The organism is Pseudoalteromonas sp. GutCa3, from assembly GCF_002836155.1.
In the GTDB taxonomy this organism is placed as follows: Bacteria; Pseudomonadota; Gammaproteobacteria; order Enterobacterales; family Alteromonadaceae; genus Pseudoalteromonas; species Pseudoalteromonas arctica.
This window is the reverse complement of sequence record NZ_PJBK01000033.1, coordinates 53,122-76,125: the sequence shown is the minus strand read 5'-3', so window position 1 is coordinate 76,125 and position 23,004 is coordinate 53,122. Positions and strand designations below refer to the sequence as shown.

Here is a 23,004-nt window from a genome sequence, read left to right as displayed (position 1 = left end):
AGTATGAGGCCAAGGGTTTTTGTTTTTATAATCAATGGATTAAGATGTATGAACGTGTTTTTTATTATTTTGATTCGCAAATTGCAAATCAATGATTCACACAGGGATTAATAAAGGAATAAGCTTAAAAGGGGTAAGCACAGAGCATGTAAATACGCTCTGTGCTGGTATTAATTAATGCAAAGCGGCTGTAAACGGAATGCTTTCACAGATTTTAGCTTCAGCTATAAGCAGCTCTTCTAGACGAACATCAACTTCTTCTTTTTCAAAGTATTCGTAAGCTAGTTCAACAAATAGGTTTTTATGTTTTTCTTCTGACTTAGCAATAGCAACATAAAAGTCTTTTTCTTTACCCTCAGGAAGTGCTTGTGCAACTAAAGAAAAACGCTCGTGGCCACGTGCTTCAATTACACCGCCTACCAGTAATCGGTCCATTAAAAAACCATCACGACCATGTCTAAACAGTGCACGTATTTGTTTTATGTACGGATCTTTTTTGTCGTCACCTAGGTTTACATCGCGCTCTAAAAGCAATTTAAGTACTTGTTTAAAATGTATTAATTCTTCTAGCGCTAAGTCGGTCATAGCTTTTACTAATTTACGTTTGTCTGGGTAATGCGAAAGCATAGACATAGCCATACCCGATGCTTTTTTTTCTGCAGCGGCGTGATCTTGTAAAAAAGTATTAAAGTCAGCAAGGACAACTTCGGTCCATTCAAATGGGGTGTGGTATTTTAATTCAAACATGTTCTGTACAACTTAAATAATAATGCGGGGATTTTAACGTATTTGATTTAAAAAATCTTGTAAGGCAGTAATTTATCTATCCGTCCTTTAGCGGTAGATTCAACTTTTAACGGGTGTTTAATATCGTTCCACGCGGTAACTTTGCCACCCATATTCATTTTTTCAAAATCAGTTTTATCACTTTTTAACGCTAAAAAATTGCATAACTTTTTATAGCTATCAGGCTTTGCTATATCAATGGATAAAAAATCGTTGTCACGGTTATTAAAATACGTTTGAGCATCATTAAAATGTTTTTTATAACAGTCTGCTAAGTAACTATCGTCGCTAATATTATTAAGCGAAAGCTCACTAAACGTATTTAAATAACAACGCTTTATATGAATATTAAAGCCCCCATCTGCACGGGTTAAATTAGTGTGCATACGCGTTAAAAGCTGTTTTATTGATACAAGCCATGCACCAAGTTCGCGCTCTAAATAAATAAACTTAGAGTCTGGGTAATGAATATCAAGCGCTTTAAAGTCATTAAATATGGGAGTGTCGGCAATCGCGTTAGCATTTTCAAAACAAGCATTAGTATATGCGGTATGCGCTGTTGTAATACCAAGCTCTAAAAATGCGTGGCACACACTAGTAGTGCCGGTACGCGGTAAACCTATTATAAATATTTTGCTCATTAACTTTTCTTTAATTAACCACGTGTTACTAGCAATACAAAGGCGCTAACAATAATCACTAAAAATGTAGTAATGGTACCAATTTGGCGATATTTCAGGCTTTTTTCTACTATGCCTAAATTTTGAAACACACGCCCTATTAATAACGCACCACCTAATATATGACAGTAATGGCTAGCAAGCCCTTGGTATTCTGCTAAAAAAAGCAAAATTAAAGCAATTGGCACGTACTCCATAAAGTTAGCGTGGGCACGCACAGCACGTTGTAGCGTTGCGTTACCATTATCACCAAGTGATATCTGCTCCGCGCGGCGCACTTTTATTACGTTAAAGCTCAAATAAATGTAAAAGAATGCAAGTAATGCAGCATAAGTTGAAATGATCACGGCGTTTTCCTGTTATTTTTATCGCATAAGCATGCGCTTTATTATTGTGGGCGTGATAATAACATATAAATTTGAGCAGCATTATCAGAAGTTTAATAAATGCCTATGCTAAGCTAAGGGTATTAAGTAAGTAGAAAATTACATAAGGATTTTATGTTTGTACCTCGCAAAGTAGCCGACAGTTACCGTGAAATGATTAACAGTATTGGCTTTTACCCTTCTATGCTTTCAGTGGGCTTTTTAGTATTTGCCATTATAACTATGTCGGTTGAATATTTAGCCCCTATTGAGCAGCTAAAATCGTTTATATCGGTTGTACTTGTTGATAGCGCCGAAAACGCGCGTACTATTTTAAGCACTTTAGCGGGGAGTATTATTTCGCTTACTGTGTTTAGTTTTTCGATGGTAATGGTGGTTTTAAATTCGGCCAGTGCGAGTTTATCGCCCCGCGTAGTGCCTGGGCTTATTACGCGTAAATCACACCAAATGGTTTTGGGCTTTTATTTAGGCAGCATAATTTACTCAATTATTATGCTTATAAACATTAATAAGCTTGAAGGTGGCAGTACGGCTATTCCTTCAATTGGTGTGTTGTTTGCACTTGTTTTTGGCTTGATTTCATTAGGTTTGTTTGTATTTTTTATACATTCAATCTCTCGCGCCATTCAGGTTGATAACGTATTAAATGGCTTGTTTAGCCAAACTAAAAACGAAATTAAAACAATAATACAAAGACAGCAAGAGAACCCAGTTGAAGACTTTCCAGACTTTAGCAAGTGGCATTCGGTTAGCAGTAAAACGGAAGGGTATTATAAAGGCGTACATACCGATAAACTCTGTGCCATTTTGGCAGAGCAAGATATAAAGGTGTATATCTCTGTTAACCAAGGCTATTTTACAGTTAAAGGCTATCCGTTTTTAAAATGTAATAAAGATATAGCGAACGATGAAGAGCTGATAAATAAAATTCTCGACTGCTTTATTTTTTATATAGAAGAGTACATTAGCGATCATTACCGTTATGGGTTAACGCAAATATCAGAAATTGCAGTTAAGGCAATGAGCCCGGGCATAAACGATCCAGGTACTGCGGTTAAATCAATTGATATGCTGAGTATTTTACTTATCCAAAGGCTTTCAATTAACGATATTAACTACTCGTTTAAGCACAGTGATAATGCCCCATTGTTGTACCTTCATGAAACAAGCTTTGATGAGTTATTACACGACAACTTTACACCGCTGCGTAATTACGCCAAAGGCGATGCATACGTAATGACAAACGTGCTTGAGGCATTTAAAAATATTTTGTTTGTTGCCCATAAAGATACCGATGCACGCAACAGTTTATTTAATTATTTAAATGCGATTGTTGATGACATAAATGAACATGTAACTAATGAATACGACAGACGCGAAGTGACTAATATGCTCAACTCAATAGCGCGTATTAGCCAAGAGCAAGGTGAGAAGTTGGTGGCACGTTTTGAGCACCACTAGGGCGTGTTGAATTATTTGGATTGAAATTTGTTCAATCTAGGGGCGATTAAATCGCGGCGCGAGGTTTGTAACCTAGTGGGCTAAGTAAAAACCGAGCAACATAGAGTTAATCGTCCCTAGGAAGAACCTATATTTTAATCTATGTAGTACACAGCATAGCTTGAGGCTGTTACTTTAATCTCTCCAGCATGGTAGGCATCAGGTACATAGTTACTTGGTGGGCTATCAGCCATCATTACTTTTTCTGCACGCATATAAGGTTGCGACTGCACATTGAGTGGACTTAGTGACGCGCTATATAATCCTTTTAAATCAACGCCATAATCTTCACTAAACTCTTTTGCTGCATCCTGTGCGTCTTTAATTGCTAACTTTTGCGCTTTTTTATGCAGCTCGTTGTAGTTACTTGCTAAAAATTGCGTTTGATTAATTTCGTTAATACCGTTGTTAACTAAGCTTTGTAGTAACTCAGGGTATTTATTTATATCGCTAAGTTTTACAGTTAATGTACGAGAAACCTTAAAGCCTTTAAATTCTTGATTACCGGTAGTGCGGTTGTATTGGCTATCACGGTTTATTGAAATTTGTCCGGCGTTTATATCTCCCTCTTTAACACCAATTTCTTTTACGAGCTTAATTGCCTTGGCGATGGTTAAGTCGGTTTTATTTTTAGCAGCAATTAAGTCTTTATCAACTTCAGTAATACCTACGCTAAGCTGTACGTAATCTGGCATTGTGGTAAGAGTAGCTTCGCCTTTAACATAAATATGAGGAGCATCGGGAGTCGCTGCCGCAAGTGCATCAAAACTAAGTACGTTTAAAGCCAGTGCACCACCTAAAACAAAAGTCAGTGTTTTCATTAAGTCGATCCTTTAATTATGTAAAAACAAGTAAACACCGTACGTGGTTAATTAAATATGAACAAGCACAAAAAAACAGGCAATTGCCTGTTTTTTGTTAAGCATTGTAACTGTGCCTACAACGTTATTTATTTTTAATTACGTATAAACCTAATTAAACACTACAACGTTTATAGTTACGGTATTTTGGTAACCAGTAATTTTTATCGATTGCTGCCCATAACGCATCATCAGTAATCTCAAGAGCAACGCCCTCTTCGATTGCTTTTTTAGCAATGGCAAATGCAATACGCTTACTTAGCGTTTCAATTTCAGTTAGGGCTGGTAATAAACTACCTTTACCTGTGTTTGCACGCGGCGACGACTCTGCAAGCATTTCGCTAGACACACTTAACATAGCATCTGTAATGCGTGTCGCTTTAGCGGCAATAACCCCTAAACCAATACCAGGAAAAATATAGCTATTGTTACATTGTGGGATTGGGAAAATTTCACCGTTGTGTTCAACCGGATCAAACGGGCTACCTGTTGCAACAAGTGCCTTGCCATCTGTCCATTTAATAACATCAGCAGGATGCGCTTCTACCTGCTTAGATGGATTACTCAATGGGAAAATAATTGGCTGCTCACAACCTGCGTGCATTGCACGAATAGCTTGCTCAGTAAATAAACCAGGTTGGCCTGAAACACCAATTAAAATGTCTGGTTGTGCACAGTTCATAACATCAAGAAGTGATGCGTATTCACCGCTGTAAGTCCAATCACTTAACGAGCCTTGCGGTTGTGCAAGTGCTTGTTGGAAATCGCGTAAGCCTTCCATACCCTCTGAAAGCAGGCCAAAACGGTCAACCATAAATACTTGGCTACGCGCTTGAGCTTCTGTAATACCTTCAAAAACCATTTGGCTAATAATTTGCTCAGCAATACCACAACCAGCAGAGCCTGCACCCACAAAAACTACTTTTTGTTGGCTTAGGGTTGAATTTTTAACGCGACACGCAGCAAGTAAAGAACCGACCGTTACAGCAGCAGTACCTTGAATGTCATCGTTAAAGCTACAAATTTCATTGCGGTAGCGCTTAAGTAACGGCATTGCATTTGGCTGTGCAAAATCTTCAAACTGAAGTAATACATTTGGCCAGCGACGTTTAACCGCTTTAATGAATAAATCTAAAAACTCATCGTATTCGTCTTGAGCAATACGCTTATGGCGTGCACCCATGTACATAGGGTCGTTTAAAAGCTTTTCGTTATTAGTACCCACATCAAGCATTACAGGCAATGTGTATGCTGGGCTTATACCACCACACGCAGTGTAAAGTGACAATTTACCAATTGGGATACCCATGCCACCAATACCCTGATCGCCTAGGCCTAAAATACGCTCGCCATCGGTTACAACAATAACTTTTACTTTACCTTTGGTAGCGTTGCGTAAAATGTCGTCAATTTGGTAACGATCTTCATACGAAATAAATAAGCCACGTGCGCTGCGATAAATGTCTGAGAATTTTTCACAAGCGTCACCAACTGTAGGCGTGTAAATGATTGGCATCATTTCTTCAAGGTGGTCACGCACTAAACGGTAGTAAAGTGTTTCGTTGTTATCTTGAATCGCACGTAAGTAAATATGCTTATTAAGGTTGTCGGTAAAGCTAGAATACTGCTGATAACAACGCTCAACTTGCTCTTCTATTGTTTCAAAGCGAGGAGGAAGTAAACCAGCAAGATTGAAATTTTCGCGTTCTTTTTTACTAAAGGCGCTGCCTTTATTTAATAGCGGTGTTTCAATTAGGCCAGGGCCAGAATGATGAATATATAAGTAGTTAGGATCAGTATTAGTTGTCATATTTCCAGGCTTTAACGGAGTCTTAAGTTATGATCTGTCATTATCAGTGTTAGAGGTTTAATTGCAACGACAATTAAGCTAGTCAGACCATTGAGAGAAAATACATGCGGGCTTCACTGCCCGCATGCATATTATACATAATTTAAAATTTGATAGTGGCGTTATTATCAGTTAAATCAGATAACGCAACACCTTCACGGCGAGGGTCTGCACCACCATATAAGGTATTATTTTTAACTTCAACTGCGTGTAAGCCTGAGTTTAAATCAATAATACGTACATTGTGGCCGCGTTTAGTAAGCGCAGGCGCAATGGCTTCAATGGTTGTGCCTTTTTCAAGACTGGTGTAATCGTTACGATTTGTTGTACGCGGTAAGTTAATAGCGTCTTGCGCTGATAAATTCCAATCAATAACACCCACAACAACTTGTGCAACGTAATCAATGATACGACTACCGCCAGGTGAGCCTACAATTAAACGTAAGCTGCCATCTTTATTAAATACCATTACCGGTGACATAGAGCTACGCGGGCGTTTACCAGCCTCTACACGGTTTGCTACAAGCTTGCCGTTTTTACGTGGCGATAACGAAAAGTCAGTTAGTTGGTTATTTAAAATAAAGCCATTAACCATAACCGTAGAGCCAAACGCCATTTCAATTGAACTGGTCATCGAAACTGCATTACCTTTACTATCTACAATAGAGACATGCGAAGTAGAAGGTAACTCGTATGAATCATCCATTGCATAACTTAAGTACCCTACTGGATTACCGGCTACGGCTTTTTGGTCTGTTTCGGTAATTAATTTAGCGCGTGAGGCAATGTAATCTTTGTTTAAGAGTTCTTGTGTAGGTACTTGAGTGAAATCGGGATCGCCCATGTACATATCGCGATCGGCAAATGCAATACGCGAAGCTTGGCTAAAGTAATGAATCGCCTTTTCGCCATTTGGTTTAAGTGCGCTCATATCTTTATGCTCAAGTAAGCCAAGCATTTGTAGTACTGCTACACCGCCACTACTTGGTGGCGCCATAGAGCACACGTTATAAGCACGGTATTGTATACATACCGCATCGCGTTCTTTACTTTTGTAATCTGCTAAATCTTGCACACTTAATTTACCAGGGGCAACTTTAGAGTGCTGTACAGCATTAACCATTTGTTTAGCGTTTTCGCCTTTGTAAAATGCATCAATGCCCTGCTTTGCGATGTCTTTGTATAAATCAGCAAGTGGTTGATTCTTTTTAACGCTACCCGCTTCGATTAATTTTCCATTTGGGTAAAAGTATTCGTTAATAATCGGCATACTCAATACGCCTGGGTTTAACTGGCGTGCTAATAAGCCATGTAAACGCGGCGAAATTACAAAGCCTTGCTCTGCAAGTTCAATAGCCGGTTTAAAAAGCGCTTCCCACGGCAATGTACCGTATTGTTTATGCGCGCTTGCAAAGGCATGTAAAATACCAGGCACACCAACAGAGCGTCCGCCTACTACAGCTTCAATCCATTTAACGGCTTTACCGTGCTTATCTAAAAACAGCGTTTCGTCTGCATTTGCAGGTGCTGTTTCACGGCCATCAAAACTAGTCAGCTTATTGTTTGCTTTGTTGTAGTACATCATAAATGTACCACCGCCAATACCTGACGATTGCGGTTCAACTAAAGTAAGCACTAGTTGAGTAGCAATGGCAGCATCTACGGCACTGCCGCCTTGGGCTAAAATTTGTTGACCGGCTCTTGAGGCATATGGATTTGCAGCAGCAACCATGTATTTATCACCTTGCACCACTTTTTTATGGATTAATCCAGTAGCGGCTTCAGGTTCGCGAGTTTCAATTTGAGTTGCTTGCTGTGCAAATGAAGGCAGTGATACTGCGCACAGTCCAATGGCAAATAATGAGTTAAGTTTAAAATGCATAAAAATACTAAAAACACTTAATTACGTAGTTGTATTTGGCATCTTAAAGTTAAACGGGCACAATATGCAAAAATTTTGACTAAAAAAATATAATAAAATGCTTAATTTACCTATTCAACCACGTTATATATTACCGCCTATTATTCTGATGCTATTTAGTACCATTTTTGCTGCATTTGATTTAAATAATTTACTTGAATTTAACCGAAACCTTATTGATGAAGGCGAACTGTGGCGAATCTTTTCTAGCCAATTTGTTCATGCTAATTGGGCTCATTTGGGATTAAATGCCAGTGGTGTTTTATTAATATGGCTTTTACATGGCGAATACACATCACCTACTCGCTACGCTTTCAATACAACTGCGCTAGCACTGTGGTGTGGACTCGGCGTGTATTGGTTTTGCCCAAGCATACATATTTACACTGGATTGAGTGCTCTACTGCATGGTGTAATTATTTGGGGGGCAGTTAAAGATATAACTGTAGGGCTTAAGTCTGGTTATTTATTATTTATAGGCGTATGGATTAAAATAGCATTTGAGCAACTTAGCGGCCCTAATGCTGATATTGGAAAACTTATTAACTCTACTGTGGCTATTGATGCACATTTAATTGGTGTAATTGGCGGGACTCTGCTTGCCATACCACTGGTTATAGAACTCTTTAATAAGAACTTTAAAAAGAACTTTAAAAATAAAAAATAAAGTTAGATTTTGTTCAACCCAATAAAAACGCCGCATTAGTTAACTAAACTAATGCGGCGTTTTTGTTTTTATACTTTAAGAATTAGAGATTAAAGCGTTTCTTTAAATAATTTATGAATACGGCGGTATTCGTCTAACCAACTTGAAGGCTGTACAAAACCATGTGGTTCAACAGGGAATATAGCTGTTTCAAAGTTTTGCTTTTCTAGCTCTATTAAGCGCTGTACTAAACGCACTGAGTCTTGAAAAAACACGTTATCGTCAACCATGGGTGCGTTAATTAATAAACGTTTGTTTAAACCCTCAGCGTAATAAATTGGCGAGCTGCGCTCATATGCAATCGGGTCAACATCAGGATGGTTTAATATATTAGCCGTATAACCTGTGTTGTAATGTGCCCAGTCGGTAACAGGTCGTAGTGCTGCACCCGATTGAAATAACTCAGGCGCGGTAAACAATGCCATAAAGGTCATAAAGCCGCCGTATGAGCCACCATAAGTACCAACTGCTTTGGTATCAACGTTGGCATTTTGCGCCATCCATTTAACGCCATCGGCTAAATCTTGTGTTTCAGGTGTGCCCATTTGACGATAAATCGCGGTGCGCCAATCACGGCCGTAACCTTTAGATGCGCGGTAATCCATATCCATTACTATGTAACCTTCATCAGCGAGCAATGAATGGAACATAAATTCACGAAAATAAACCGAAAATCCCATATGTGAGTTTTGTAAGTAACCCGCGCCGTGATTAAAAATAACCGCTTTGCGGTTTTTACCTACTTCACCTTCTACGTAATCAGCTGGGTAATACACTTTTGCGTATATAGGTTGATCAGTTTGGCTCGATGGCACAGCAACAATTTTAGGTGCAGTTAGCTTTTTAGCTAAAAACTCATCCGACACAGTATGGGTTAAGCGCGTGGCTTTTGTATTGGCTTTAGCGTCAGCTACATAAAGCTCATTAGGCATGGTAATTGTAGAGTGCTTAAGGAGTAACTTAGTTTCATCTGGGCTTAACGTGTAATCGGTCATGCCATTTAAGTCAGTAACTTGCTCGCTATTACCTGTTTGTGGGTTAACACGGTAAATTTCGTACAGACCTGGGTGCTCAACATTCGCTTTATAATAAATTGCGCTGTCATCGCTGGTAAGCGTTAAATTAGAAACCTCAAATTGGCCTTGTGTTAGCGCAGTTGCTTTGCCGTTAATTGGTTTTTTATAAAGCTGGCTGTAACCCGACTCTTCCGATAGGTAATAAAGCGTGTTCGAGTTATGTAACCAGCCAAAGTCGTTAAACGCATAAGCAATCCATGCATCGTCGTGAAGGCGATGTTGCGACACAAGTTTGTTGCTTTTAAAATCAACGGTAGCAAGCCAGCGGTCTTTGTTGTCCCATGCTTCGAGCATGACAGCTACTTGCGAGCCGTCATCGTTCCATACTATTGGGCTTTGCTCAAAACCCCAGTCCATAATAAGGTTAATGCCACGAGGCGCCTTTTTAGACTTATATGTTTTACCTTTCCGTGCATAGTTTTCTTTTTTAACTGCGGCTAAAACATCTTCATCAAAGCCCGGTAAGGTATTAAAGCTAAGTGATGTTTGCTCTTTGTTAGTTAAATTGATGTACACAAGCTTTGAGGTTTCTTCTTTTGCATCGGCTACACGGCGGCGTGCTTTTTTAGGTTCTATAGTGGCGTCATTTGTAATGTAGTTAGGCATAATATCGCCATCACCGCGCCAATCTGTTTGCTTTTGTACAACGACTAACAGCGCATCACCATTTGGCGAAAGCTGTGCTTCTGCAACTTTATTACCATCACCTAAGTAGTAAGCCGTGTTAGCAATTGAATTGTTTTGTTCATTAATTTGCTCATTACGTGCTTGCTTATCTTTTTTATTTTTTTGTTGAAGCGCCACAAACTTAATCAATTTATGCTGCTCTTTAGCAATATACGTGCTTGGCTCTTCAATACCTTTTGGCTCATCAGCAAGTTTTAAGTTAGCAAGCTCGCTCGTTAAGCCTGTTTTTAGATCAACTTTAAAAAACACATTGCCTTGGCGGTAAACTAAATCGCCATTATTTAAAAATTGTGGTTTAGATTCGCTTGCTGATGTCGCTGTAATTTGTTTAAGTTCACCGGTTTTTAGGTTTTTAACAAACACATTGCCTTTAAACGTGTAGGCCGCCATTGTTTTATTTTTTGAATAAACAGCTTTATTTGAACCCACAGTATGAAGTTTATTAAGTGCTACCTGCTCTGCTGTTTGGCTAGTAACAGATTGGCTAAATAAATCGCGTAGTGTATTACCTTGCTCTTTTTGAGCATAAATAATAGTAGCCGAATCGCTAGCCCAATAAGCGCTCTCTGGCTGATTGCCCATCCAATCCGGATCGGCCATTGCTTGTTCTAGCGTTATTTTTTGTGAGCCGATATCTGCTGGCGTGTTTACAACCGCAGCAACCGATGTTGCTGGTAAAGCACTTTGCTGTGTTGATGAGGTGTTAGCGGTCGCGCTACAACCTGCAAGCATGACACTTGAGGCAACAGCTAAGGCCACTAACGTTTTAGATGAAGAAAAATTAAAAATCATAGTGCTTCTATACGGTTATTATAATTAAGCCGTATTTAAGCAGAAGCACTCAAGTTATTGCAATTTTTTAAGATAAATAGCCATTAAACAGGGTAAAGCTCAGTTTACTAGCGCATCCCCTGTTAATAGGCGTTATTCAACGATTAAATCAAGCCAAACCAGTCGATGATCGCTCGATGCGTTTCTGTCTTTAATTAAGCGATATTCATCGCTAGTTTTAGTAGGCCAAAACAAACCACCGTCTTTAACTTTTAAGCCGTAGTTTGACGGTAGTACGTAATCAACACGCGCTTGCCAATTAGCACTATAATTTTGTGCATAAGGCACATCATACTGCTCTTTAGCGCCTTCACTTTTTGGAACAAATTGAGCGTTAATAAGTGGATTTTTAAGTAGCTGATCTGTGGTATTTGTGCGGGCTTTATCGCCCTCTGGTGCGGCGTTTAAATCACCTAAAATAACAAACCGGGAGTAAGTTTTTAAACCGCCCTTTTCGCCTTTATCATCGTAAATATACTTAGCGTTTGAAACGTAATCGGCAATTAACCTTACTTCATCGTGGTTACGTTTGCCGTTTCTATCCTCTTCACCGTCAAATACAGGGGGTGTTGGGTGAGATGCAATAACATGAATGGTTTTATCGTTTACGTTAATAGGTAAATCCCAAAACGATTTAGAGCTAAGTCTAAGTGCTTGCCATTCTTGTGCGTTATACCAGTTTTCGCCTGTTTTAGGCATTACGGGCATTTGTGCATTTGGCATGTCTTTATATTTAAAGGTTTGAAGGGTTCTTACTTTATCAAAATCGATTGGGTATTTTGACAAAATAGCCATACCGTAATGCCCTTCAAAAAAGCCAAAACCTTGTGCATCGCCCATCACGCCATTTTTCTTGCCATCGTTATCTAAATCAAACTCGGTGGCAAGCCCAGTATTTACCGGGGCAATGTAAGAGTAAGGGTAGTTAATAGCATCTTGTTTTTGCTGACCTATATTTAAAAAATGCTTATTAAAGTATTCAATGCCCTGCTCTTTTGGGATGTAATCAAATTCGTTAAGTAAAATAATATCAGGGCGAACTCGTTGAATAATTTCCGCTATGTTCTTAATTTGCTGGTGGTTTGCTTTAAGTGCATTAACTAAAGCATCACTTTTAACTTGCTCGCCTTTAGGCGTGTGATTTGTCGCATCCATACTTACATTAAAAGTAGCAACACGAAGAGAGTCTGATGCAAATGCATTTAAGCTAAATAATGTAGCAATGGCTAGCGCGCCATATATTGTTTTTAGTTTCATTGTTTTACTTCACAAATTTAAAATTAGACTTTAACAGTATTACATATTCAAAAGCTTTTTTTATGACAAAAAAATACCGGCTCAAGCCGGTATTAAAAAATTAATTCTATAATTAGAAATTATTGGCTTAGTATTAAATTTGCTGCCGCTTTTAAAATACCTGGGTAGTCTTGCTCAGGTAAATATTCAGTAAGCTCACCTAATTTATCTGCTAGGTCGTTCATGCTAGTGGCCGATACGTTTATATGGCCCATTTTACGACCTGGTTTTGCAGTTTTACCGTACCAATGGCTAGTCACATCTGCGTATTTTAGTACGTCAGCTGGAATACTAGGTTGCCCTAGTACGTTTATCATCGCGGTAATGTGTTTAAGCTCTGTATTACCAAGCGGCAAACCTGCAACAGCACGCATGTGGTTTTCAAACTGTGAGCAATGGCAGCCTTGTTGCGTCCAGTGGCCTGAGTTATGTACACGCGGTGCAATTTCGTTAACGAGTAACGTGCCTTGTACATCAAAAAACTCAATAGCTAATACGCCAACGTAGTTAAGCTCGTTTGCTATTTTTGTAAATGCATCGTTTGCTTGCGCTTCAACGCAGTGATTATTTTTACCGGCAATAGAAAGCGTTAACACACCATTTGTGTGCTCGTTTTCTGTTAGCGGATAAATAGCAACATTACCGTGTTTATCGCGCGCACCAATAATAGATACTTCACGATCAAACGGGATCATTTTTTCAGCAATAATCGTATGTGGGGTAAGCTGCGTACCCGATGCAATAAAATCAGACATTTGTGACCAAATTTCGTCTATTTGACTATCCGATTTTAAACGCCATTGGCCTTTTCCATCGTAACCCGCTTGGCATGTTTTAATAACAAGTGGCTTTCCTAGGGTTTTAACTGCGTGTTCAAGATGCGCTTTTTCAGTAATTAATTGATACGGCGCACAAGTTACGTTTGTTTTATCAAGCAATGCTTTTTCAAGCGAGCGATCGCCACCGGTTTTAATAGCGGCTTTCCCTGGGTAAAACTTATTGCTGTTACAGCAAAGTGTTAGTACGTCATCAGGAATGTGCTCAAACTCTGCAGTAATTGCATCAGCGTTTAATATTGCTTGCTCAAGTGACGTGCTATAAACCTCACCAGTTAGCGGATGCTTAATTTGCTTGCTGCCTACATCGTATGCAACCACGTTTAAATTAAGCGGCGCGCCTGCAAGGCTCATCATACGTGCAAGTTGCCCTGCACCTAATATTAAAATATTCATTATTACTCTGCAGGGTTTGGATTAGCTAATATAGTGTCGGTTTGAGCTTTACGAAACGCTTCAATTTTTGCAAAAATTTCTGGATTTTGACACCCTAAAATTTGTGCGGCTAGTAAACCTGCGTTTGCTGCGCCCGGCTCACCAATTGCAAGTGTGCCCACTGCAACGCCTTTAGGCATTTGGCAAATAGATAAAAGTGAATCAACACCATTTAATGCTTTTGATTTTACAGGCACGCCCAGTACAGGAAGCGATGTAAAAGCAGCAGCCATACCTGGTAAATGAGCCGCGCCGCCAGCGCCAGCAATAATAACTTTAATACCGCGTTCTGCGGCTGAACTTGCGTAATCAGCAAGTAATTGAGGAGTGCGGTGTGCAGACACGACTTTAGTTTCGTACTTAATGCCAAAATGCTCAAGCATAAGTGCTGCATGTTCCATGGTTGGCCAATCTGATTTAGAACCCATAATAATGCCAACAGTCATAAATACTCCTCAGTAATGTATTTTTAAAATAGCGGACTTATGTCCTGTTTAAGCCGGGTATTATACCCAAAGCCATATTAATTGCGACTAATACAAAGCCACAAAAACAAAAAAAGCCATGTTTAAACATGGCTTTTTAGGGTTAACGTGTAAATAGCTAATTAAGCTTCTTTACTCGCTAGGTATTCTGCGTAGTTGCCTCTAAAGTCAATGATTTTACCATCTTTAACTTCCCAAATTCGGGTAGCTACCGATGATACAAATTGACGATCGTGCGATACAAACATTAATGTACCTTCGTAGGCTTCAAGTGCTAAGTTAAGCGCTTCAATAGATTCCATATCCATGTGGTTGGTTGGCTCATCCATTAGCAATATGTTTGGTTTATGCATCATAATTTTACCAAACAGCATGCGGCCTTGCTCACCACCTGAAATTACTTTAACTGACTTTTTAATATCGTTTTGAGAGAACAACATACGACCTAAGAAGCTACGAACCACTTGCTCGTCGTCGCCTTCTTGTTGCCATTGCTCCATCCACTGAAACAAGTTCATGTCGGTTGCAAACTCATCTGCGTGATCTTGCGCGTAGTAACCAATATTTGCATTTTCTGAGAACTTAAACTCACCGGCTTTAGGAGCTAAGCGCCCTGCTAATGTATTAAGTAATGTTGTTTTACCAACACCATTTTCACCAATAATAGCAATACGTTCGCCAACTTCTACTAAACCTTCAAGCCCAGAAAACAATGTGTTGTCGTCAAAACCTTGCGTTAAGTTATTCATTTCAAGCGCGTTTCTGAATAACTGCTTTTCTTGGTCGAAACGAATAAACGGCGTTTGACGTGAAGACGCTTTAACTTCGTCTAACTGAATTTTGTCGATACGTTTAGCGCGCGATGTTGCCTGCTTAGCTTTAGATGCGTTAGCAGAGAAGCGAGATACAAACTGTTGAAGTTCAGCAATTTGGTTTTTCTTCTTCGCGTTTTCGCTAAGTAGTTGCTCACGTGCTTGCGTTGCTGCAAACATGTATTCGTCGTAGTTACCTGAGTAAATACGTAGCTCACCGTAGTCAATATCGGCCATGTGAGTACACACAGAGTTTAAAAAGTGACGGTCATGCGAGATGATTATCATGGTACAGTCGCGTTGGTTTAACACGTCTTCTAACCACTTGATGGTGTAAATATCCAAGTTATTGGTAGGCTCATCAAGTAGCATTATATCTGGGTCTGAAAACAACACCTGTGCAAGTAGCACACGTAGTTTAAAACCAGGTGCAATTTCTGACATTGGGCCAAAGTGTTGGTCTGTGCCAATACCTACGCCTAATAGAAGCTCGCCTGCTTTAGATTCAGCAGAGTAACCATCCATTTCAGCAAACTCAGTTTCAAGATCGGCTACTTTCATACCGTCGTCTTCACTCATTTCTGGTAAAGAGTAAATACGGTCGCGTTCTTGTTTTATTTTCCACAGCTCTTTGTGACCCATGATCACAGTATCAATTACTGAGTATTCTTCGTAGGCAAACTGGTCTTGGTTTAGTTTAGCAACACGTTCATTTGGATCAGTACTTACATTACCTGAAGACGCTTCGAGCTCACCACTTAAAATTTTCATAAATGTTGATTTACCACAACCATTTGCACCGATTAAACCATAACGGTTTCCGTCGCCAAATTTTGCTGAGATATTTTCAAATAATGGTTTAGCACCAAATTGCATGGTGACATTAGCTGTACTAATAATAGCGCTACCCTCCAAAGGAGTAATGATGTATTTAAATTGCGCGCAGTTTAAACCAAAATGGCCTGTTTTTCTATGAAAGTTTAAAGGCAAACCTCGTCGTTTAAGGCAATTATTATCACTGAGCTACTCGTAATTAAAATAACAAATTAGATTTAGTGTTTTTGCAAATTGTTATTCAACTTAGATAAATTAAAATTCATAAATACATTCATAATAAACCGATATGAGCGTTTAGAATTTGGTATATATATTAGGGTCTGTTGATCTTTTAAGGTTAAATTTTCAGCAGTCTGTTTGGTATTAAGGCAAGGCAGAGTCTATGTAGTGTGGTTATTCCCCATAAATGGGCGATAACGTAGCATTAATGCCAAACAGGCGCTGCCCAAAGGGGTCTTCCTAGGGGCTATTTACTCTTTGTTGCTCGGTTTTTACTTAGCCCACTAGGTTACAAACCTCGCGCCGCGATTAAATAGCCCCTAGTTTGAACAAATTTTAATCCGCAAAGATCAACAGACCCTAGAGTAAAAACACTTTTAACGTGTTTGTGTGTTTACTTAACTCATTTTTGTACAACCTATAACAATAAAAAGTTATATTTATGAAAATAAAGCACTTTTAGAGCTTTTGCACTAGTCGCTATTTTTTAATCAAGATGAAATTAATTCAAATTAGAATTTTAACACACCACTTATTACCAATCCTTTTTACCTATAAAACAACTAAAAAAACAAACCTCAGCAACACCTGAAAAACAAAATTAACCTCGAGTGAATGTCAATTAAGTTTGCCGTCCAATTTTGTTGATTTTTTTTCACTTTTGAGCCGTTTATTGCTTTGTTAATCTTCGAACCTGAATTTTTACCTACGTAAAAACACTGAAATTTACACAGGGCAACACACAAGATGAGCAAAAAATTAGCGACACTGATTAGCGCAAGTATTGTATTAGCACCCGCTGTTTCGGCGGTAGAGTTATACAAAGATGATAAAAACACTCTAAAAGTAGGTGGATATCTTGATGTGCGTGTAATTAACACACAAAACGAAACCGAAGTTGTTAACGGTACTTCGCGCATTAACTTTGGCTTTACCCGAAAGCTCAAGAAAGACTGGACTGCCCTTGCACTCGTAGAATGGGGTGTAAACCCTGTTGGCAGCAGCGATATAATTTATAATAATCGTTTTGAATCAATTCAGGACGAGTTTTTGTATAACCGTTTAGGTTACGCAGGCCTTTCACACGAAAAGTACGGTCAACTTACCATTGGTAAACAATGGGGTGCATGGTACGACGTAGTTTATGGCACAAATAATAGCTTTGTATGGGATGGTAATGCAGCTGGCGTTTACACCTATAACAAAGACGATGGCGCTGTAAATGGCACTGGCCGTGGCGATAAGTTAGTGCAGTACCGCAATAGCTATAACGATTTTAGTTTTGCAGTACAAGCGCAGCTTAAAAACAGCGAATTTTATACCTGTGACGTAAGCGATATTTCAGAAGAAGAATGCGAAACGCTATGGAACTCTGGCGATAGTGCAGCCCAAGAAGTTGAATTTAACTACACATTTGGTGCATCTGTAACATATACCCCTACCGATATGCTCACGCTTACAGCGGGTATTAACCGTGGCGAGTTTGATTTAACGTTTGGCGATGGTTCTACTCGCAATGTTGAAGATTTAATTTACGGTGCGGGCATTATGTGGGGCAATATTGATAAGCCCGGCCTTTATGTTGCTGCCAACATAAATAAAAACAAAAACCACGACACCGATAATATTGGTCGCTTAATTGATGACGCAATAGGTGTAGAAACATTTGCATCTTACCGCTTTGATAACGATTTTCGCCCTTTTATTGCCTACAACGTGTTTGATGCCGGTGATGACTACGTAATTCAGCCAAACTTTAACGCCGATCCAGACGATGTATTTAAGCGTCAGTTTGCTGTTATTGGCCTTCACTACTTAATTGACGAAGACACTATTGCCTACGTAGAAGCGCGTAAAGACTTTAGCGACTTTGAAAGTGATAACGACGATCAACAAGCACAAATGGAGCAGTCGGAAGATGACGGTATAGCATTTGGTTTTAGATATAAGTTCTAAATATAAGCTCTAAATATAAGTTTAAAAACGACTACAACTTCCCTAAGCACAACCCTTTTAGCCCTTTTAACTTTTTTAACTGGGCTTTTTTTATTCCGCCATACTTTTTTCAATACTCAATTTTGCATTTAAGGCTATTTCAACAAATGCATTAACAGCCGCATTGGTATCTGCTTTTTTAATTTGTAATAGCACCGGGATTTGCGTGAGTACGTCGCTCAGTTTTATAAAATAGCACCCTTCACTATATAATTTACGTACGCAATAAGGCGCAATTGCCACACCAAGGCCAGCAGCCACTTCAGTAACTAATGTTTGCATATGCCTAGGTTGGCTAATAATGTTAGGTGAAAAGTCAGCTTGTTTGCATTGCAAAATGGTTTCATCAAAAAGACCAAGTGCTTCCTCTCTATTAAAAATAATAAATGGCTCATTTTTTAGTTTAGCTAAATCAATATTTTTATAATTTGCCAGCGCATGGTTTTGATTAACGATGGCCACCAATGAATCTACATAAATAGTATGACTTACAAATTCATCATTAATTGAATCAGGTAAAGGCCGTGAAAAACCCACATCAATTAAATCATTTTTAAACGCATGTATTTGCTCAGTTGCAGTCATTTCAAACAATGTAACGTGTACGCTTGGGTATTGCTGTTTATATTCTCGAACCAGTGCTGCCATAAAGGTTAAACATGCCGAGCTTAAGTGCGCAATATTAAGTGTACCTACCTGCCCGTTGTGGGCACGTTTAACCTGAGTTTTAGCTTTGTCAGCTAGAGCCAAAATAGCGCGTGCATCTTTTAATAGCTGCTCACCCGCTTGAGTTATTGCAACATCGCGTGAATTTCTTATAAACAGCACAACATTAAGCTCGCTTTCGAGCTGTGCAATATGCCTACTTATTGCAGGTTGCACGGTGTGTAGCTCTTTGGCCGCTTCTGAAAAACTCTGATGCTTAGCCACGCTGACAAAACTTTTTAATGTTTTAATATCCATTACGCACCTTAAATACATTTTTTGTATAGATTCTATAAAATAATATCATTTTTGTTATAGGTAAAGAACTCATACCATAGCGGCATGAGTTAACAACACAAGACAGCTATGACCAAACCTGAACAAAATCAGTCATTAAGTCGATTTATTTTATTACTAATGACCACTGCAATTGCCGCAACAGCAGCAAACTTGTACTACAACCAGCCTATTTTACCGCTTATAGCTAACGAATTTAATTTAACTGATTCGCAACTAGGGAGTATTCCCGCGCTTACACAAATTGGTTACGCGTTTGCGTTATTATTTATTTCTCCGTTGGGTGACTCGATTGCTCGCAGGCGTTTAATTACTATTTTGTCGAGCTTATTAGTAGTGGCTTGTAGTGCAGCAATGCTTGCACCTAACTTACCTTTATTACTTATATCGGTATTTTTAATTGGTGTAAGCGCCAATATAACCCAGCAATTAATACCCTTTGCAGCATCGCTTGTATCGAGCGAGCAAAAAGGTGCCACATTAGGCACATTAATGATGGGCTTAACCATCGGTATTTTACTTTCAAGAACGTTAAGTGGGTTTGTAGGTGAGCAATTTGGTTGGCGAAGTGTATTTTTAATGTCGGCAGTACTCGCGGCATTATTTGGTATATTACTGCGCGTGTTTTTACCTAGCAATAAGCCACACACTAATTTGTGTTACTGGCCTCTCATTAAAAGTACGTTGGCGTTGTTTATTAAACATAAATCACTGCAGCACTTTACACTTTCGGGTGCATTTTGGTTTGCATCATTTAATGTGCTTTGGGCAACACTTGCAATTTATGTAAGTAACGAGCCATTTAACTACAACGCTCAACAAGCCGGTTTATTTGGTGTAATAGCATTGGCTGGCGTAATTGGGGCTAAGTCATCGGGTAAATGGGTCAGCAAACTGGGATCTAAAGCTCTAATTATGATTGCACTTACGCTTGCGGCAATCGGCTTTGCTATTACAGGTTTGTTTAATGGCAGTTTAGCGTCGTTAGTTATTGGCATTATTCTAATCGACTTTGCCATATTTAGTGCGCAAGTGGCTAACCAAGTGCGTGTTTTTAGTATTGACCCCACTGCGCAAAGTCGCATAAATGGAATTTACATGCTGGGTTATTACATTGGAGGCGCTGTTGGCTCAATGGTTGGTGTTAAAGCATTTGCACTTTATCAATGGCCTGGCGTTGTTGCTGTAAGCATTATATTTATTTTGCTAAGTGGCATTTTTAATTCATTTGCTAAAAAGTAATCGCTTAAAACTTAAGGAGTAAAAATGGGTATGTTAAAAACAGCGGGTAGCTTTACATTACTGTGTATCGCCAGCTTAACTATTATGGTGGGAACCCTACTTGCGCCAGGTTTAGTAAGTATTTCACAAGGATTAGGTATAACCGATAACACTGTACTTTTAATTACGTTGCCATCGTTAGGCGCTGTGGTTTTTGCGCCGCTAGCAGGAAAATTAATAGATAAATACGGAGCTTATAAACTTTTAGTAATTGGGTTATTTTTATATGGGGTTGCAGGTGCCAGTGCTTACTTTTTAAAAGGCCCAACGCTTGTATTTGCTAATCGATTTTTACTCGGCGGTATAACTGCTGTGGTAATGGCAAGTTGTACGGTTTTAATTTCTGCGTGGTACACAGGCGAAGCACGCCTTGGCATGATTGCAAAACAAGGCATGGCGATAGAGTTAGGCGGTGTTATATTTTTATTTTTAGGCGGATTATTAGCGTCGCAATTTTGGGCGCTGCCATTTTCACTTTATTTAATAGCGTGGGTATTTTTGGCCATGCTTTTATTGTTTGTGCCAAGTAAAAACTCACTGGCTAGTAATAGCGATGAAGTGTCAGAACATCTACGCCACAAAGCTAATAATGGTCTCTCGTTAAAAAGCGTTTATGTAATTTCAACACTCGCGATGACCATATTTTTTACGTCTACTGTGTTACTACCCATTACAATGAACGAAGAAAACTTTAACGAATCACAAATAGGCCAACTACTCGCATTTATATCTTTAGTGGCTGTAGTTACCGCAGGCTTTATGCCTAAAATAACAAAGAAGCTTGGTGAGCCCAAGGTTTTGGCATTTGCCTTTTTAGCGTTTAGTTTATCGTATATTTGTTTTACACAAGTAAGCACTCTACTTTTAATTTTAGGCGCAATATTAATAGGTATAGGATTTGGTTTTAGTATCCCGCTTTTAAACCATATGACGGTAGAGCTCAGTGATGTGAAAGTACGCGGCCGTAATTTATCGTACTTTACGATGGCTGTATTCTCGGGTCAGTTTTTTACCTCATTTATGCAATACATACCTGGTGGTGAGAAAAACGTATTTATAATTTGTAGCGTTTCAGCATTTATAATTGCACTGGTATTGTTTTTTAAACCGATCAAAGCAAAGTAGTAGTAACTTAAAAAAGAGCATTTTTATAAATGCTCTTTTTTACCTAAACCTCCCGCTTTATTATTTGCACTACCTTACTGATTACTTTTTTTAATTTGACTCTATTGCTAAGTTTAGCATTATAATAACATTTAGTATGATGTGTTCTTTTATTATAAAGCCACCAGCTAATTTATATTAACTGCATTAAGAGTGTAAAAAGATGGTGAAATTATATTGAAATTGCAAAGTACTTACACTGCTTATCACTGATCACAAAGCTGATTAAAAGCAGTAACAAATAGATGTGTATATGCTCATAGGTACTGACTGCATTCTAACTCAATAGCTGCGCACTGTATATAAACACAGTGAATATATTTCCTGTCAAAAATAACTTAAACCAACTTCCCTTTGTAAGTCGTTAATAATATTAAACTAAATAAAGTGCTATAAAACTGATTCGTTATCATAAATAGATAAAACAGCGGCACTGTATATACATACAGTTACCATTTAAACCTATCTAACCTACTTTTTAATAAACGCACTATAACCAGCTAATGCCTTTGATACACTAAGTGGTGGATTATCTGAATGCTCAGCACCTTCGTTTATAGCGCTTTGCCACGCGAGGTTATTATTAGGGTTTGCTTTTAAAGCAGACTCTAAATTATTAAACGCTTTTAACATTAACGGATGCTCTGCTCCACCCACCGAAAGATATAAATAAGTAGGCGCCTTAACTTTGTTAGCTTGAGTAGTTAAAAACGCTTCTACATTATTAACCACTGTCATGTCGTCATACCAAGCCGCTGGGCTAAATGCAAAGTAGCCATTAAACAGTTCAGGCCTCGTATGCAGTGTATAAAGTACAAAGCTACCACCGGCCGAAAAACCACTTAATACACGGTTATTACTAAGCTTATATTTTGCCGATAAATACGGGAATAACTCAGTTTCAATAAACGCTAAAAACTTGTCGGCTTCACCATTAGGCTCTATAAGTGTTTCGCCCTCAGGGCGCGCTTGTGTATTTACATCTTGGCGAGCATAAGGAGGCACTAAATCGCGATTACGTGTATCTGTAAAAAACAAATTAGGAATAGACACCAATATAGCCTTATCCCCTTTTTCGCTCTTAGCTTGTTTTGTAAGTGCTTTATCCCATGTATCTAAATTAAAGTTTCCATCGGTTTTAATAATTAACGGATACGCTTTTTTAGGATTGTAATTAGCGGGTAATCTTATAAACACTTTGCGCGACTCATTAAGCACGCTTGAGTTAATTGTTACATCTGTATAGGCCGATACATAATGGTTGTAATAACGTATGGCTAAAATACCTATAGCAAAAATGACTACGGCTAAACTTAAATTAATAAAATAGTGTTTTGTTATTTTTATTGCCATCCGGCAT

General features: G+C 38.7%; 18 protein-coding genes. 5 read left to right on the top strand and 13 right to left on the bottom strand.

Annotated elements, in window-relative coordinates:
- Positions 1-174 precede the first annotated feature (174 nt).
- Genes CXF64_RS07050 through CXF64_RS07040 form a run of 3 tightly spaced genes read right to left on the bottom strand, consistent with a single transcriptional unit; the run spans position 175 to position 1,813 of the window.
- Positions 175-747, bottom strand: a complete 573-nt coding sequence (locus CXF64_RS07050; RefSeq protein ID WP_007586685.1) for a tRNA-(ms[2]io[6]A)-hydroxylase — start codon at positions 745-747, stop codon at positions 175-177.
- A 47-nt stretch (positions 748-794) separates the two neighbouring features.
- Positions 795-1,427, bottom strand: coding sequence for a sulfotransferase (locus CXF64_RS07045; RefSeq protein WP_101216675.1), 633 nt, complete (start codon positions 1,425-1,427; stop codon positions 795-797).
- 14 nt (positions 1,428-1,441) lie between these two features.
- Entirely contained in the window at positions 1,442-1,813 is a 372-nt protein-coding gene (locus tag CXF64_RS07040; RefSeq protein ID WP_007586689.1) for an MAPEG family protein, read from the bottom strand.
- Between the two features lie 153 nt (positions 1,814-1,966).
- On the opposite strand from CXF64_RS07040, the gene CXF64_RS07035 reads away from it, so the two are divergent.
- The gene (locus tag CXF64_RS07035; protein ID WP_007586690.1) at positions 1,967-3,313 is read left to right on the top strand and encodes a DUF2254 domain-containing protein; all 1,347 of its coding nucleotides are present in this window, start codon (positions 1,967-1,969) and stop codon (positions 3,311-3,313) included.
- A 134-nt stretch (positions 3,314-3,447) separates the two neighbouring features.
- Here CXF64_RS07035 and CXF64_RS07030 read toward each other — a convergent pair whose 3' ends face one another.
- The 3 genes from CXF64_RS07030 to ggt all read right to left on the bottom strand — a co-directional run bounded on the left by CXF64_RS07030 (position 3,448) and on the right by ggt (position 7,943).
- Positions 3,448-4,173 carry an SIMPL domain-containing protein gene (locus CXF64_RS07030; protein WP_101216674.1) on the bottom strand — a complete coding sequence of 242 codons (726 nt, stop codon included), beginning with the start codon at positions 4,171-4,173 and terminating at the stop codon, positions 3,448-3,450.
- A gap of 154 nt (positions 4,174-4,327) precedes the next feature.
- Positions 4,328-6,022, bottom strand: a complete 1,695-nt coding sequence (locus CXF64_RS07025; protein WP_024589383.1) for an NAD-dependent malic enzyme — start codon at positions 6,020-6,022, stop codon at positions 4,328-4,330.
- Positions 6,023-6,164: 142 nt separating this feature from the next.
- A complete protein-coding gene (ggt, locus tag CXF64_RS07020; RefSeq protein ID WP_010552786.1) occupies positions 6,165-7,943 on the bottom strand; it encodes a gamma-glutamyltransferase in 1,779 nt (592 codons plus the stop codon).
- A gap of 97 nt (positions 7,944-8,040) precedes the next feature.
- Between ggt and rrtA the strand changes: the two genes are divergently transcribed.
- Positions 8,041-8,649, top strand: a complete 609-nt coding sequence (gene rrtA, locus CXF64_RS07015; RefSeq protein ID WP_101216673.1) for a rhombosortase — start codon at positions 8,041-8,043, stop codon at positions 8,647-8,649.
- 89 nt (positions 8,650-8,738) lie between these two features.
- Here rrtA and CXF64_RS07010 read toward each other — a convergent pair whose 3' ends face one another.
- From CXF64_RS07010 to CXF64_RS06990, 5 genes are all read right to left on the bottom strand, one after another.
- The gene (locus CXF64_RS07010) at positions 8,739-11,243 is read right to left on the bottom strand and encodes a S9 family peptidase (protein WP_101216672.1); all 2,505 of its coding nucleotides are present in this window, start codon (positions 11,241-11,243) and stop codon (positions 8,739-8,741) included.
- A gap of 132 nt (positions 11,244-11,375) precedes the next feature.
- The gene (locus tag CXF64_RS07005) at positions 11,376-12,539 is read right to left on the bottom strand and encodes an endonuclease/exonuclease/phosphatase family protein (RefSeq protein WP_101216671.1); all 1,164 of its coding nucleotides are present in this window, start codon (positions 12,537-12,539) and stop codon (positions 11,376-11,378) included.
- 119 nt (positions 12,540-12,658) lie between these two features.
- A complete protein-coding gene (locus CXF64_RS07000; RefSeq protein WP_101216670.1) occupies positions 12,659-13,810 on the bottom strand; it encodes a 5-(carboxyamino)imidazole ribonucleotide synthase in 1,152 nt (383 codons plus the stop codon).
- Positions 13,811-13,812: 2 nt separating this feature from the next.
- Positions 13,813-14,295, bottom strand: coding sequence for a 5-(carboxyamino)imidazole ribonucleotide mutase (purE, locus tag CXF64_RS06995; protein ID WP_002962540.1), 483 nt, complete (start codon positions 14,293-14,295; stop codon positions 13,813-13,815).
- A 161-nt stretch (positions 14,296-14,456) separates the two neighbouring features.
- On the bottom strand, positions 14,457-16,046 hold the full coding sequence (locus CXF64_RS06990) for an ABC-F family ATPase (RefSeq protein WP_076915491.1): 1,590 nt from the start codon (positions 16,044-16,046) through the stop codon (positions 14,457-14,459).
- 903 nt (positions 16,047-16,949) lie between these two features.
- Between CXF64_RS06990 and CXF64_RS06985 the strand changes: the two genes are divergently transcribed.
- Complete coding sequence (locus CXF64_RS06985) at positions 16,950-18,158, top strand: porin (protein ID WP_010552780.1); 1,209 nt, start codon at positions 16,950-16,952, stop codon at positions 18,156-18,158.
- A 90-nt stretch (positions 18,159-18,248) separates the two neighbouring features.
- Here the strand turns inward: CXF64_RS06985 and CXF64_RS06980 are convergent, their stop codons facing one another.
- On the bottom strand, positions 18,249-19,160 hold the full coding sequence (locus CXF64_RS06980) for a LysR family transcriptional regulator (RefSeq protein WP_101216669.1): 912 nt from the start codon (positions 19,158-19,160) through the stop codon (positions 18,249-18,251).
- 108 nt (positions 19,161-19,268) lie between these two features.
- On the opposite strand from CXF64_RS06980, the gene CXF64_RS06975 reads away from it, so the two are divergent.
- Together CXF64_RS06975 and CXF64_RS06970 are read left to right on the top strand one after the other, a co-directional pair.
- On the top strand, positions 19,269-20,441 hold the full coding sequence (locus CXF64_RS06975; protein WP_101216668.1) for an MFS transporter: 1,173 nt from the start codon (positions 19,269-19,271) through the stop codon (positions 20,439-20,441).
- 24 nt (positions 20,442-20,465) lie between these two features.
- On the top strand, positions 20,466-21,605 hold the full coding sequence (locus CXF64_RS06970) for an MFS transporter (protein ID WP_101216667.1): 1,140 nt from the start codon (positions 20,466-20,468) through the stop codon (positions 21,603-21,605).
- 510 nt (positions 21,606-22,115) lie between these two features.
- Here the strand turns inward: CXF64_RS06970 and CXF64_RS06965 are convergent.
- Entirely contained in the window at positions 22,116-22,997 is an 882-nt protein-coding gene (locus tag CXF64_RS06965) for an alpha/beta hydrolase (RefSeq protein WP_010552777.1), read from the bottom strand.
- Between the last annotated feature and the right edge of the window lie 7 nt (positions 22,998-23,004).

What these genes read in the sequence shown, in the direction of transcription:
- CXF64_RS06980 (WP_101216669.1), bottom strand. Translation starts at nt 19,160, where the DNA reads ATGGATATTAAAACATTAAAAAGTTTTGTCAGCGTGGCTAAGCATCAG.
- CXF64_RS06970 (WP_101216667.1), top strand. Translation starts at nt 20,466, where the DNA reads ATGGGTATGTTAAAAACAGCGGGTAGCTTTACATTACTGTGTATCGCC.
- CXF64_RS07025 (WP_024589383.1), bottom strand. Translation starts at nt 6,022, where the DNA reads ATGACAACTAATACTGATCCTAACTACTTATATATTCATCATTCTGGC.
- CXF64_RS07045 (WP_101216675.1), bottom strand. Translation starts at nt 1,427, where the DNA reads ATGAGCAAAATATTTATAATAGGTTTACCGCGTACCGGCACTACTAGT.
- CXF64_RS06965 (WP_010552777.1), bottom strand. Translation starts at nt 22,997, where the DNA reads ATGGCAATAAAAATAACAAAACACTATTTTATTAATTTAAGTTTAGCC.
- purE (WP_002962540.1), bottom strand. Translation starts at nt 14,295, where the DNA reads ATGACTGTTGGCATTATTATGGGTTCTAAATCAGATTGGCCAACCATG.
- ggt (WP_010552786.1), bottom strand. Translation starts at nt 7,943, where the DNA reads ATGCATTTTAAACTTAACTCATTATTTGCCATTGGACTGTGCGCAGTA.
- CXF64_RS07030 (WP_101216674.1), bottom strand. Translation starts at nt 4,173, where the DNA reads ATGAAAACACTGACTTTTGTTTTAGGTGGTGCACTGGCTTTAAACGTA.
- CXF64_RS06985 (WP_010552780.1), top strand. Translation starts at nt 16,950, where the DNA reads ATGAGCAAAAAATTAGCGACACTGATTAGCGCAAGTATTGTATTAGCA.
- CXF64_RS07000 (WP_101216670.1), bottom strand. Translation starts at nt 13,810, where the DNA reads ATGAATATTTTAATATTAGGTGCAGGGCAACTTGCACGTATGATGAGC.
- CXF64_RS07010 (WP_101216672.1), bottom strand. Translation starts at nt 11,243, where the DNA reads ATGATTTTTAATTTTTCTTCATCTAAAACGTTAGTGGCCTTAGCTGTT.
- CXF64_RS07005 (WP_101216671.1), bottom strand. Translation starts at nt 12,539, where the DNA reads ATGAAACTAAAAACAATATATGGCGCGCTAGCCATTGCTACATTATTT.
- CXF64_RS07050 (WP_007586685.1), bottom strand. Translation starts at nt 747, where the DNA reads ATGTTTGAATTAAAATACCACACCCCATTTGAATGGACCGAAGTTGTC.
- CXF64_RS07035 (WP_007586690.1), top strand. Translation starts at nt 1,967, where the DNA reads ATGTTTGTACCTCGCAAAGTAGCCGACAGTTACCGTGAAATGATTAAC.
- rrtA (WP_101216673.1), top strand. Translation starts at nt 8,041, where the DNA reads ATGCTTAATTTACCTATTCAACCACGTTATATATTACCGCCTATTATT.
- CXF64_RS06975 (WP_101216668.1), top strand. Translation starts at nt 19,269, where the DNA reads ATGACCAAACCTGAACAAAATCAGTCATTAAGTCGATTTATTTTATTA.